The sequence below is a fragment of the Xenorhabdus anantnagensis genome (assembly GCF_028598555.1).
Lineage (GTDB): Bacteria > Pseudomonadota > Gammaproteobacteria > Enterobacterales > Enterobacteriaceae > Xenorhabdus > Xenorhabdus anantnagensis.
Genome location: NZ_JAQRFN010000004.1, coordinates 169,745 through 182,091 on the forward strand (window position 1 = coordinate 169,745; position 12,347 = coordinate 182,091).

At 42.9% G+C, this 12,347-nt stretch carries 12 protein-coding genes; 2 read left to right on the forward strand and 10 right to left on the reverse strand.

What is annotated here, in order from left to right:
- Positions 1–54 precede the first annotated feature (54 nt).
- The 8 genes from nth to PSI14_RS05080 form a co-directional block, all read right to left on the reverse strand.
- On the reverse strand, positions 55–687 hold the full coding sequence (nth, locus tag PSI14_RS05045; protein ID WP_273574753.1) for an endonuclease III: 633 nt from the start codon (positions 685–687) through the stop codon (positions 55–57).
- 64 nt (positions 688–751) lie between these two features.
- Positions 752–1,438 carry an electron transport complex subunit E gene (locus tag PSI14_RS05050; RefSeq protein ID WP_273574754.1) on the reverse strand — a complete coding sequence of 229 codons (687 nt, stop codon included), beginning with the start codon at positions 1,436–1,438 and terminating at the stop codon, positions 752–754.
- Positions 1,439–1,440: 2 nt separating this feature from the next.
- Entirely contained in the window at positions 1,441–2,067 is a 627-nt protein-coding gene (gene rsxG, locus PSI14_RS05055) for an electron transport complex subunit RsxG (RefSeq protein WP_273574755.1), read from the reverse strand.
- A 16-nt stretch (positions 2,068–2,083) separates the two neighbouring features.
- The gene (gene rsxD, locus PSI14_RS05060; protein ID WP_273574756.1) at positions 2,084–3,163 is read right to left on the reverse strand and encodes an electron transport complex subunit RsxD; all 1,080 of its coding nucleotides are present in this window, start codon (positions 3,161–3,163) and stop codon (positions 2,084–2,086) included.
- 12 nt (positions 3,164–3,175) lie between these two features.
- The gene (gene rsxC, locus PSI14_RS05065) at positions 3,176–5,419 is read right to left on the reverse strand and encodes an electron transport complex subunit RsxC (RefSeq protein WP_273574757.1); all 2,244 of its coding nucleotides are present in this window, start codon (positions 5,417–5,419) and stop codon (positions 3,176–3,178) included.
- Positions 5,412–6,035, reverse strand: coding sequence for an electron transport complex subunit RsxB (gene rsxB, locus PSI14_RS05070; RefSeq protein WP_273574758.1), 624 nt, complete (start codon positions 6,033–6,035; stop codon positions 5,412–5,414). Before rsxB ends, rsxC begins: the two co-directional genes overlap by 8 nt.
- A complete protein-coding gene (gene rsxA / locus PSI14_RS05075; protein WP_092518572.1) occupies positions 6,035–6,616 on the reverse strand; it encodes an electron transport complex subunit RsxA in 582 nt (193 codons plus the stop codon). The genes rsxB and rsxA overlap by 1 nt, the downstream gene beginning before the upstream one ends.
- Positions 6,617–6,736: 120 nt before the next feature.
- Positions 6,737–7,177, reverse strand: coding sequence for a DUF2569 domain-containing protein (locus PSI14_RS05080; protein WP_273574761.1), 441 nt, complete (start codon positions 7,175–7,177; stop codon positions 6,737–6,739).
- A gap of 182 nt (positions 7,178–7,359) precedes the next feature.
- Between PSI14_RS05080 and PSI14_RS05085 the strand changes: the two genes are divergently transcribed.
- A complete protein-coding gene (locus PSI14_RS05085; RefSeq protein WP_273574762.1) occupies positions 7,360–8,400 on the forward strand; it encodes an oxidoreductase in 1,041 nt (346 codons plus the stop codon).
- A gap of 37 nt (positions 8,401–8,437) precedes the next feature.
- Positions 8,438–9,427: a bile acid:sodium symporter family protein gene (locus tag PSI14_RS05090; protein ID WP_273574763.1), complete on the forward strand. Its 990-nt coding sequence runs from the start codon at positions 8,438–8,440 to the stop codon at positions 9,425–9,427.
- Positions 9,428–9,457: 30 nt separating this feature from the next.
- Here PSI14_RS05090 and add read toward each other — a convergent pair whose 3' ends face one another.
- Both add and PSI14_RS05100 read right to left on the reverse strand, forming a co-directional pair.
- Complete coding sequence (gene add / locus PSI14_RS05095; protein WP_273574765.1) at positions 9,458–10,459, reverse strand: adenosine deaminase; 1,002 nt, start codon at positions 10,457–10,459, stop codon at positions 9,458–9,460.
- Between the two features lie 216 nt (positions 10,460–10,675).
- Entirely contained in the window at positions 10,676–12,190 is a 1,515-nt protein-coding gene (locus PSI14_RS05100) for a YdgA family protein (protein WP_273574766.1), read from the reverse strand.
- Positions 12,191–12,347 lie beyond the last annotated feature (157 nt).

Genomic DNA, 12,347 nt, shown 5'->3' on the forward strand with positions numbered 1-12,347 from the left:
TAGAAAATTGACTAAGTAAACTAAACTCCCGCCTGATTTGGCGGGAGATAATCATCACTCAGTCTTATCCCCATACTCACAAAGATCTTCAATAATACAAGACCCACAGCGAGGTTTACGGGCGATACAAGTATAACGTCCATGCAAGATTAGCCAATGGTGGCAATCCACCTTGAATTCATCGGGTACGACTTTCAATAAATTCTTTTCCACTTCATCCACATTTTTGCCGGGCGCAAATTTCGTCCGATTGCTGACGCGAAAAATATGGGTATCAACGGCAATGGTCGGCCAGCCAAAAGCGGTGTTCAGCACAACATTAGCTGTTTTTCGCCCCACCCCCGGCAGCGCCTCCAGTGCTACGCGATCTTCCGGCACTTCTCCCTGATGTTTTTCCAGTAAAATCCGGCAGGTTTTAATCACGTTTTCCGCTTTGGTGTTATATAACCCGATGGTTTTTATATACTCTTTTAAACCATCAACCCCCAAATCAAGGATCGCCTGTGGCGTATTAGCCACAGGATACAATTTTGCCGTTGCCTTATTGACGCTGACATCCGTAGCCTGTGCAGACAGTAATACGGAAATGAGCAACTCAAATGGGGAGTTGAACACCAGCTCAGTAGTCGGGTGTGGATTGTTATCCCGTAAGCGGGTGAGTATCTCGACCCGTTTTTGTTGATTCATATCTGATTGCACCTTCAGCTTCTTGTGATATGGCTTCCGCAGCCTTTTTCTACATTGTATTTTTTTATATTGTATTTTTTTCTATATAGTATTGGCGTTCTTTGTTTTCTGTTCGGCTCTTCATACGTTCATCGATGAGATATTTTCCGGCCAGCATTAAGCCTAGTCCAATAAAGGCACCGGGTGGCAGGATAGCGAGCAAAAATGGCGAATCCATATGAACAATCTCAATACGCAGGGATTTGGCCCAACTGCCCAGTAGTAAATCCGCGCCATCAAACAATGTGCCATTACCCAGAATTTCACGTATCGCGCCCAATACGAACAAGACAAAAGTTGCACCGAACCCCATCGCAAGCCCATCAATCATTGAGTGGTAGATTGAGTTCTTGGATGCGTAGGCTTCCGCCCGACCAATAACAATACAGTTAGTAACGATTAGCGGAATAAAGATCCCCAATGATTCATATAACCCGAATGCGAAGGCATTAATTAGCATCTGAACGGCACTGACGACAGAGGCAATAATCATCACATAAATCGGAATGCGAATTTCATGGGGAACCCAGCGGCGTAAGGCTGATACTGCAATGTTGGTACTGAACAGAACCAATGTTGTCGCTAACCCCAACCCCAATGCGTTGGTGGCAGTAGAAGAAACGGCTAAAAGGGGACAAAGCCCTAAAAGCTGCACCAATGCGGAGTTGTTTTTCCATAGCCCCTGAATAAATAGGTTTTTGGTTTCATTCATGATTATTTCTCTCCACAAATTGGCAGCGAAGAAAGTTGCGCTGGTACTTTTTCCAGATAAAGGGTTGTCCGTTTAACGGCATTAACAACGGCACGAGGTGTAATAGTAGCACCGGTAAATTGGTCAAACTCTCCGCCGTCTTTCTTAACCGCCCAGTTGTCATCGTTCTTTGATATGATTTTCTTACCAGAAAAAACATAGATCCAATCGGAAATTCGGGTTTCAATTTTGTCTCCCAAACCTGGGGTTTCATGATGCTCAGTCACACGAACACCTAATACTTTGCCGGAGAAATCAGCACCCACCAGTAATTGAATCGCGCCTGAATAGCCATCAGGCGCTGTGCTTTCCAATGCAGCAGCAACTGGAACGTCATTTTTACGGGCGAGATAAAGACGGTGAGGTTGATTATTGCCCAATGCCTTGTCTGTCACCAGATAGCACTCATTTTGCATATCATTGTCATAAAAGTTAGGAGGAACAACTTGATCCAGCAATACCTTATGTTGCAAAGCTGCTTGTTCAGCGATGCGGTCTTTTGTCAACGAATAAACAATTGCTGTTAATCCAGTCGTACAGGCGGCGAAAATTGCGAGGGTAATACCGTGACGACGCATAGTTTCTAACATAGTAATCTCCCTTTTCCTATTTATGGCCGTAAGCACGAGGCTGAGTGTAATGATCAATAAGCGGTACACATATGTTTGCCAGTAATACCGCGAAGGCAACAGCGTCTGGATAACCACCATAAACACGAATTACCCAAATAAGCCCACCAATGATGGCTCCGTAAATCAGACGACCTTTTGGTGTTGTTGATGCACTAACCGGATCGGTAGCAATAAAAAAGGCACCTAACATGGTTGCACCGGAAAAGAGTTGCAATAAAGGTGGTGAATAATGAGTAGGATCAATAAACCAACTCATCAATGCACAAGCGCCCAGTGACAAAATAAATGCCGTTGGGATTTGCCAGTTAATGACTTTTCGGTTGAGCATAATCAGGCCACCGGCCAAATAAGCAATATTGACCCACTGCCAGCCAATGCCTGCCAGAACGCCCTGTAGAATAGGTTGTTGCAATACCTCATTAATATCATGGGTCAGTCTGCCAGTTTTAAAACTATCCAGCGGTGTTGCCTGACTCAATCCATCAATGCCTTGTTGCAGTTGTAATAAAGTAGAACCATCTGGCGTATGTCCTGTGAAAATGACCATCAGACTATCCCACGGCGTTAAAGTGAATGCCTGTAAAGAATCCGGTGGCATCCAACTGGTCATTTGTACAGGAAATGAGATTAGCAGAACAACATAGCCAACCATGGCAGGGTTAAATGGGTTTTGTCCAAGTCCCCCATATAAGTGCTTAGCAATAATGATGGCAAAAAATGTTCCGAGCACGATTAACCACCATGGTGCTAATGGTGGCAGGCTAATCCCTAAAAGCAATCCTGTAACTAAAGCAGAATTATCTTTGAGATAGGGAAGTATCAACTGTTTTTTTAGCGCAATAGCCGCGGATTCAGCTAATAATGCGGTAATGACAGCCAAAGCAATCTGGAACAAAGTTCCATAGCCAAAAAAATAGGTTTGTACTGCCATACCCGGTATGGCAGCTAAAACCACCCAAAACATAATTTGGCTGGTGCTTTTTTGATTATGTGTAAAAGGCGAACTCGCGACTTTTAACAGGTTGTTGTCAGTTTTTACTGGCCTAAATTTCATCGATAAATTTCACTATTCTGTTGTAATTCTTTGTTCTTCTTGAGCTTGAGCCGCTTTTTTAGCTTTGACACGAGCAATGGCTGCGGCGACAGCGGCTTTACGTGGATCGACTTCTTCCGGTGCTTCGGAAATCGCTTGTGGTGGCATCGGCTCCGGCTGGTTTTGCGCGGCTTTCTTGGCTTTGGCACGGGCAATGGCTGTGGCGACAGCGGCTTTACGTGGATCGACTTCTTCCGGTGCTTCGGAAATCGCTTGTGGTGGTATCGGCTCCGGCTGGTTTTGCGCGGCTTTCTTGGCTTTGGCACGGGCAATGGCGGCAGCGACAGCGGCTTTACGTGGATCGATTTCTTCCGGCGCTTCGGAAATCGCTTGTGGTGGCATCGGCTCTGACGGGTTTTGCGCGGCTTTCTTGGCTTTGGCACGGGCAATGGCGGCAGCGACAGCGGCTTTACGTGGATCGACTTCTTCCGGCGCTTCGGAAACAGCTTGCGGTGACATTGTCACTTCTTCGCTGCTTTGAGCTGCCTTTTTCGCTTTTGCTCTGGCTATTGCAGCGGCGACAGCCGCTTTACGAGGATCATTGTCTTCAACCGATGCTGATGTATCTGCATCCAAGTTTGTAGTGGCTTGTTTTTCTGCCTGACGGGCACGCAACTGTTCTTTTCTGGCTTTACGTGCTGCAATCGCGTCGTCATTATCAGGTAGTTGTCCAGCTTGTATGGTGATAGCTTTACCCGTTGTAGCCTGTTTTTCTTTTACACGGGCAAGGGCGGCTTGAATAGCATTCTGATCTTTACTATCTACTTGAACCATAGATTTTTTATGGCGTTCTTCACGAGCCAGTTTTTCTCGTTCCATACGTGCTTGTTTAGCCTCAAACCGAATTTTGGCTTCGGCTGAACGGCGTGTCTCGGCATCGATGGCGCGTATTTCGGCTTTTTCCTGTCGATAGTATTGAACCAGGGGAATATTGCTTGGACACACATAAGCACAGGCACCACATTCAATACAGTCGAATAAATTGTGATTTTTGGCTTTTTCATGTTCTTGCCCACGACTGAACCAATAAAGTTGTTGAGGTAATAACCCGGCAGGACATGCTTCAACACATAAGCCACAGCGAATACATGCCTCTTCAATCTCTTTTGGTTCCATCTCTTGTATCGAAGGCGCAAGAATACAGTTACTGATTTTTACGATGGGAACATTCAAGTCAGGCAGAGTAAAACCCATTAATGGCCCACCCATAATGACCATTTGTTCTGATCCTGATTTAAATCCAGCTTGTTGTAGCAAGAATTGAACCGGTGTACCAAGACGGGCCCAGAAATTACCGGGAGAAGTTACAGATTCCCCGGTTAGTGTGACGACTCGCTCGATTAACGGCTCTCCATCAATAATGGCCCTCTTTATAGCCACTACTGTGCCCACATTTTGCATAAGAACGCCGATATCAGAGGAACGTCCACCAGAAGGAACCTCTTTTCCAGTCAGGATCTTGGTAAGTTGTTTGGCTCCACCAGAAGGATATTTGGTTGGAATAACTCGCACAATGATGGACTTATCACCATTGAGAGCAGTATTTAGGGCATTAATTGCGTCGGGTTTGTTATCTTCAATACCGATCAACACCTGCTTTGGATTGAGCAGATGCATTAAAATACGGATACCTTCAATAACTTCTTCTGCATGTTCCTGCATTAAACGGTCATCAGCAGTGATATAGGGTTCACACTCTGCGGCATTGATGATCAAAATTTTGAGGTTATGTCGACCACCTTTCAGTTTTGTCTCAGTAGGGAAACCAGCTCCACCTAAGCCCGCAATGCCTGCTTGCTGAATGCGTTTCAATATTTCATTAACATCCAGCGTTGTGTAATCAGCGACTTGATTACGTTCTATCCATTGGTCCTTACCATCAGGGCGTAACCGGACACATAGTTCTTTCAGTCCAGAAGGGTGTGCTGTGACGCAAGGCTCGATTGCGATAATTGTCCCTGATGTGGAAGCATGAACAGGCAGCGTTTTACCTATTCCAAGCGTCAACACCTGGCCTTTCAATACCTTATCACCCACTTTAACCCGCAGTTCACCTTCTGGCCCCAAATGTTGCTGTAGGGGAATAATTAATTCATCCGGTAATGGGGCATGACGTAACGGGGTGCTGCTAGATTGCAGTTTCATTTCTGGTGGATGGATGCCACCATCAAAATCCCAGATTCTATTCTTGTTAAGTAAGTTGAGCAGATTAAACATGGGTTTTAACCTCAACAGGCTTAGCAGGGGAGAACAAAATCGGCTCTGGTGTTACGGGAATGTTTTTTACTGGAATGGTGTTTAAATCCCATTTCCAATTTGAGGTAGTGGTGGCAACTGGAATCATTGTAATGCAATCTGTTGGGCAAGGCGCGACACACAAGTCGCAACCTGTGCAGAGATCTTCAACAACGGTGTGCATGGCACGGTTTGCACCAATAATGGCATCCACAGGACACGCTTGAATGCATTTTGTGCAGCCTATGCAATTTTCTTCATCAATGAAAGCAACTTTTCTGGCTGGATTCTGCACGCTATCGTCGCCATCCAGTGGCTGAGGATCAACACCCAGCAACTCAGATATTTTGATCATAACCTGCTCTCCGCCGGGAGCGCATTTGTTGATCATTTCGCCATTGTTAGCTACCGCTTCAGCATAGGGGCGACAACCGGGATAGCTACATTGCCCACATTGACTCTGAGGTAATAAATTATCGATTTTTTCAACAATCGGATCTTCTTCTACTTTAAAACGACGAGCTGCAAAACCCAGAATTAAACCAAAGGCTAACCCAAGCACACCTAACACGCCGATAGCAATCCATAATGACATCATTAGAATTTCACCAAACCACTAAAGCCCATAAATGCGAGGGACATTAGCCCCGCAGTAATAAGCCCTATTGATGAACCACGAAAAGGGGCAGGAATATTGGCAACAGCCAGACGTTCCCGAATGGCGGCAAACAGCACCATGACAAGGGAAAAACCAGCCGCAGCACTGAATCCATATACGGCAGATTGTAAAAAACCGTGGGATTGATTGACGTTAAGTAGTGCGACACCAAGTACAGCACAGTTGGTTGTAATCAGTGGCAAGAAAATCCCTAAGAGGCGATACAGCGTCGGGCTGGTCTTGCGGACGACCAATTCAGTAAATTGAACGACGACCGCAATGACGAGGATAAAGCTCAGGGTTCGCAAATAAACCAAATCAAGCGGAACAAGAATAAAAGTGTTTATCAACCATGAACTGATAGAGGCCAGGGTGAGCACAAAAGTCGTTGCCAAACCCATACCGATGGCGGTTTCGAGTTTTTTGGATACACCCATAAAAGGGCATAGGCCCAAAAATTTTACTAAAACAAAGTTATTGACCAAAACTGTGCCAATAAATAACAAGAGGTATTCAGTCATTGCTGTACCTGAAAATAAGATATTAGGAAAGTGGAACACTGCTTATATAATCTGAATAGAAATTCCCCACTTGAGTGTGGGGCAAGTGGGGGCAATGATAACAATCAATTGTGGGGTATGTTATCGATCTTGTGTGAAAGTCATTTTTACCCGATGTGAGCGTTTAATATAAGGAACGAAAACAGCAGCAGCCAGTAATGGCCATAATAGAGAGCGTATTGCCATTTCATCGGAAATAGGGGAAAAGGCGAAGGTTTTTATAGCAATCAGAACAGAAACCATCAGCCAAATAATAAAAATACGTGGGAATCGTTTCGAGCGAATAAAAAGTAATTTCAATACCCATACAGTAAAACACCACATCATTACAGTGGTTAATACAGAGGTATACCACAGCGTGGTAAAGCTCCCACTGATTTGATGAATCGCTTCATTTTTATGGATAAACATCATTGTATATAACAGCAACATAAAACTAGCTGCGATTAATGTCATTATTAGGTATGCAGCGGGCGCTAATAACCAGCCGTTGATGCGATAATAATCATTGGATTGATACATAAAAAGTCTTCACTCCATCATGAGTGTCTTTGATATAGGAAAAATATTATAGGAAAAAGAGAGTAGCACAGGAATCAGGATTATTTGCTAACGTGTGATAAGTGGTGATATTTTTTGACGCCTTGTCATCAGGTTATGGTATTACGAACCATGAGATTACGATCATTTTTTAGGGTGGGGTTATGAGTGATTTTTTAAAAGTTGGTTTGGTCGGTTATGGCTATGCAAGTAAAACGTTTCATGCTCCGTTGATTGCAGGGACATTCAATGTTGAATTGGTTGCAATTTCCAGTAGTGATGCAGATAAGGTCAAAAAAGATTGGCCAACGGTATCAGTCGTTTCTTCACCGGAGGCACTTTTCAATGATCCCAATATTGACCTTATTGTGATCCCAACACCAAATGATACTCACTATCCATTGGCACAAAAGGCGCTCGCAGCTGGGAAGCATGTTATCGTTGATAAGCCTTTTACCATTACTGTAGAACAAGCTCAATCACTGAAAAAACAAGCGGAAGAAGCGAATTTATTGTTGTCTGTATTCCATAATCGTCGTTGGGATTCTGGTTTTTTGACAGTGCAATCAATCATTAAAGAAAATAAATTGGGAGCACTGAAATATTATGAATCCCACTTTGACCGTTATCGTCCCTCTGTTCGTCAGCGTTGGCGCGAAGCTGCCGGAGCAGGTAGCGGTATTTGGTATGATTTAGGGCCTCATTTACTGGATCAGGCGGTTCAGCTCTTTGGTAAGCCCAAAGCCATCACAACAGATTTAGGCATGATACGTCCGAGTGCAGAGACTGCGGATTATTTTCATGCGCAACTCACTTATCCTGATTTGAAAGTCGTATTACACGCAACCATGCTTGCTGCGGCAGAGTCACCTATTTATACATTGCATGGTATGGCGGGTAGTTATACCAAGTATGGTCTCGATCCTCAGGAAGAATGTTTGAAAGCAGGAGAAAGGCCACCACGGGCAGATTGGGGATATGATGCACGAAATGGTTATGTGACGTTGTCACAAGGTGAAGATTTGTTTACGCAAGTTATCCCAACTGTGCCGGGAAATTATGGAGCTTATTATGCTGCTGTTCGTGATGCGATTTTGTTTGGAAAACCTAACCCAGTGACTGCCAGCGAAGCTATTTTGATCATGAAGCTTATTGAAGCCGGTGAAAAATCAGCAAAAGAACAACGCACTATTTTAATTGATTAATGACACACTGGCAGGTCGGGCAAGGGGAGCTATATTGATGAACGTGTTGCAAAAATTAAGAATCGATCCTTTTTTGGTGATACTGATTACGGTGGTTATCATTGCATCTTTTTTTCCTTGTGAAGGTGAAGCCAAAAAGTGGTTTCAGTACTTAACAACGGCCGCTATTGCATTGTTATTCTTTATGCATGGCGCGAAGTTATCTCGTAATGCCATTTTGGCAGGGATAGGACACTGGCGGTTGCATTTGGTGATTTTCACCAGCACTTTTATCTTGTTTCCCATATTGGGCATGGGCTTAAGTTTTATCGTGCCAGAATGGATGTCACCAACGGTTTATATGGGATTTCTTTATCTTTGTGCCTTACCTGCCACAGTACAGTCAGCTATCGCGTTTACTTCCGTTGCTGGTGGGAATGTTGCAGCAGCAATATGTAGTGCTTCCGCTTCAAGCTTATTAGGCGTGTTCCTGTCTCCATTATTGGTTGGCTTTTTGATCCAAACTCATGAAGGTGGTGCTCATACTGATACGTGGAAAGCGATAAAAGATATTATCTTGCAGCTGATGGTACCTTTTATTGTTGGGCACCTATCACGTCCTTTGATTGCCAGTTGGGTGGAAAAACATAAAAAACTGGTCAATATGACGGATCGTTCTTCTATATTGCTGGTGGTTTATGTTGCATTTAGTGAGGCGGTGGTGGAAGGCATTTGGCATAAAATAGATGCTTATTCACTTCTTATGATTGGCATCGTCTGCTGTGTTTTGTTGGCTGTGGTATTAATAATTAATATATATAGCTCGCGTTTATTGGGGTTTAGCAAAGAAGACGAAATCACCATAGTGTTTTGTGGCTCGAAGAAGAGCTTGGCGAATGGTGTGCCGATGGCTAATGTACTGTTTCCTGCATCAGTAGTTGGCGTGATGTTGTTACCATTGATGATCTTTCACCAAATCCAACTAATGGTCTGTGCTGTGTTTGCTCAGCGTTATGCTCAGCGTCTGAGGACAAAAAAGGCAGAGTAGTTTTCTGCCTTTAGGAATAAATAACACTTCTTAGCGGTTGACGACTTTGTCTTTCAGGGCCTGTTTTTCTGCTTTACTGAGGAATGCGGTTGCCAATCCATTAATTTGCGCTTGTTTGATCAAGGCTGGAGACAGCCCTGCCGCTGGCGCAGCAATATTATACTCATGACTAATTTCAATGCCTTCTACTGCCGGGTCATCTGTATTGATTGATGCCAAAATACCGTGTTCAAGGAATTGTTTCAACGGATGAGTTAGCAGGGAACTGACGGTGCTGGTTTGCAGGTTTGATGTCAGGCAGGATTCAATACCGATACTGTGTTCAGCCAGATAATCCATCAGGGCAGGATCGGTGATTGCTTTCACACCATGCCCGATACGAGTTGCACCCAATTCACGAATAGCATGCCAAATACTTTCCGCACCTGCTGCTTCACCTGCGTGTACACTAATATTCCAACCCACATTACGTGCTTGGTTAAAATGTTGTTCAAAGAGATGGCCTGGGAATCCCAATTCATCACCAGCCAGATCTAATGCGGTGATATGTTGCTTATGAGCAAGAAGCCCGGCTAATTCTTGGGAACAAGCTTTTTCACCAAATGTTCTGCTCAGGATACCAATTAAGCGGATCTGAATATCATATTGCTGACTTGCTGATTGGATACCATCGATGATTGCCTCTACGACACCTTCAACGGGAAGTTGGTGTTTCATGGCCATGTAATAAGGAGAAAAACGCAGTTCAGCATAATCAAGACCTGCATTGACAGCATCTTCAACATTTTCGATGGCAACCCTGCGGCAAGCGTCTAAGTTGGCCAAAACAGTCACACCCCAATCCAATTTTTGTAGAAAGCTAACAAGGGTAGGCTCATTTTCAATAATTTGGACATGGGGGCGCAATGCTTCCAGTTCATAGGCCGGGAGGGGAATATTATGTTGGCGAGCGAGGTCCAAAATAGTTTCGGGACGAATATTACCGTCAAGATGGCGGTGTAAGTCGGTCAGTGGAAGCTGTATGTCAATCATTTTCTTATCCTTCTTATCAAATTATATATACAAAAAAGCCAGTCAACGTGTTGACTGGCAGGAAAGTGAAAGCACTATTGATATCTTAATGTTAGCGATATCTTAAAGATGTTTTAGCTGTATAGGTTTTTTTAACCTAATACATGTACTTTCTTGTGGAAGAACCCGAAACTCGGGTTCTGGTTATTTGTTATGGTGACAGTTATTCAACTGTACTTATTCAACCACCGGAAGTTCAGCCTTATCATCATGCTGACTTTCTACACTATCCGCATCATCATAGGATCCGGAAAGGTTATTATCAAGCAGGAATTGATGTAAGCTGGATTCTTTGTCGTTTAATTTAACTTTGTCATTGGCATAGTGGAAGTTAAGGCCAATAACTCCATTTTTAGCAGTAAGGAATTTACTTCCAAGGAGGATAACAGTTTGAACTTGTTGCTCAGCCTTAATTTTAGCGGCAGCTTTATCCTTACCGTCTAGCTCATCTGCTTGTACGATAGATTCTATCAACATAGCTTTAGGTACGTTAATGTTCAATGATAATTCTTTAACCAGAGTACGAATTGTTTCTTCTGGCTCCATGAGGGATAACGCACTTTTATCTTCTGGAATGTTTTGTAAGGAAAGTTTGAAATCCATTGAACTTTCACCTTTACTGTTTTTCCAACTTAAAGGTGAAATGCTGAATTGTGGATTTTTGTTTATGAGTAGATGTAATTTGCTGAGAACAGCATCATCAGGCAATACTTTATTCGTAGCTAAGGCCTTTTGTGCTGCTTCATTATAGGCTTGAGTAAATTTGTGTACAGATTGGCTATCTAACTTTTCCATACCCAGATTGAACTTACCGGAACCGAACTCTATATCCTTAATTTTTACACCATCAATACTAGAGGCAACTTTGATATTCAGATTATCTTTATCTTCACTCGAATTTAAAGTGATTTTTATTCCTTTGAGAGAAATACTTGGTTCATTAGGAATTCCACTCATACTGAATTCACCAATGCTATAATTTTGATTTCCAATATAAAAATCGAAATTACCTTTTTTCTCATTCCCTTTAAAATCAATTCCTTTAAGTGAAATTGTTTCTTTTTTTACAGGATCACTAAAAGATAATTCATCACTTTTTACGGTGAATGCAAATGTACTTAAATCGCGATTAGTATTGGCGTTGATTTTTGCGCCGGTGAATGACAGGATTCGCTGATCGCCATTTTTATTGTTTTTTGTATGTTTAATAGGGACAAAATCAATATTGGCAGAGATAGCGCCGCTATAACTAACGTTAACAACTGATTTGAATGGCTGTTTTCCATCCGTGAGATTAAATAATTCTTTTAGCGTATCACTTTGTTCAAGCTCCGAATGGATAGAAGCCATTTTCGGCACTAGATTGAATGTTTTCAAATTGGCAATGGGGAATGGCCCGTGATCAATAGTCGATTTGAAAACGACTTCTTCATTTGGCTTAATTCCAGCTTCTTCTATACCGCCTTTGGTGGTTAGGATCAAACGGACATCAGAACTGAAAATGCCTCGTTTGAAATCTTTTGCTTGCCATTCTAACCCGTTTTCAGGTGCTGAATTTTTCAGTTCAGTGTTTGCTTTTTCTATGAAGCGATCTAAACGACTTTCAAGTTGCTTACCTGTATACCATGACATTCCGGTCCATACTGCACCCAGAGCAACAATAACGCTTACTGCAACTAACGATTTTTTCATATGAAAATTCCATCCTTTAACGCATATAACATGGTCGGTGTATGCGTTTTGTATTTATGTCAAAAATGGTTGTTAAGTGTATAGTCTAGCTAAAATGGTTTTAATCAGTTTTTACTGAGAATGTGATTAATAATTAATGGAAACGATTATAAGTCCA

Excerpts from the sequence above, each read along its gene's own strand:
- rsxD (WP_273574756.1), bottom strand. The coding sequence starts at position 3,163 with ATGAAATTTAGGCCAGTAAAAACTGACAACAACCTGTTAAAAGTCGCG.
- rsxA (WP_092518572.1), bottom strand. The coding sequence starts at position 6,616 with ATGACTGAATACCTCTTGTTATTTATTGGCACAGTTTTGGTCAATAAC.
- PSI14_RS05090 (WP_273574763.1), top strand. The coding sequence starts at position 8,438 with ATGAACGTGTTGCAAAAATTAAGAATCGATCCTTTTTTGGTGATACTG.
- PSI14_RS05080 (WP_273574761.1), bottom strand. The coding sequence starts at position 7,177 with ATGTATCAATCCAATGATTATTATCGCATCAACGGCTGGTTATTAGCG.
- PSI14_RS05085 (WP_273574762.1), top strand. The coding sequence starts at position 7,360 with ATGAGTGATTTTTTAAAAGTTGGTTTGGTCGGTTATGGCTATGCAAGT.
- rsxB (WP_273574758.1), bottom strand. The coding sequence starts at position 6,035 with ATGATGTCATTATGGATTGCTATCGGCGTGTTAGGTGTGCTTGGGTTA.
- rsxC (WP_273574757.1), bottom strand. The coding sequence starts at position 5,419 with ATGTTTAATCTGCTCAACTTACTTAACAAGAATAGAATCTGGGATTTT.
- nth (WP_273574753.1), bottom strand. The coding sequence starts at position 687 with ATGAATCAACAAAAACGGGTCGAGATACTCACCCGCTTACGGGATAAC.
- rsxG (WP_273574755.1), bottom strand. The coding sequence starts at position 2,067 with ATGTTAGAAACTATGCGTCGTCACGGTATTACCCTCGCAATTTTCGCC.
- PSI14_RS05100 (WP_273574766.1), bottom strand. The coding sequence starts at position 12,190 with ATGAAAAAATCGTTAGTTGCAGTAAGCGTTATTGTTGCTCTGGGTGCA.
- PSI14_RS05050 (WP_273574754.1), bottom strand. The coding sequence starts at position 1,438 with ATGAATGAAACCAAAAACCTATTTATTCAGGGGCTATGGAAAAACAAC.
- add (WP_273574765.1), bottom strand. The coding sequence starts at position 10,459 with ATGATTGACATACAGCTTCCACTGACCGACTTACACCGCCATCTTGAC.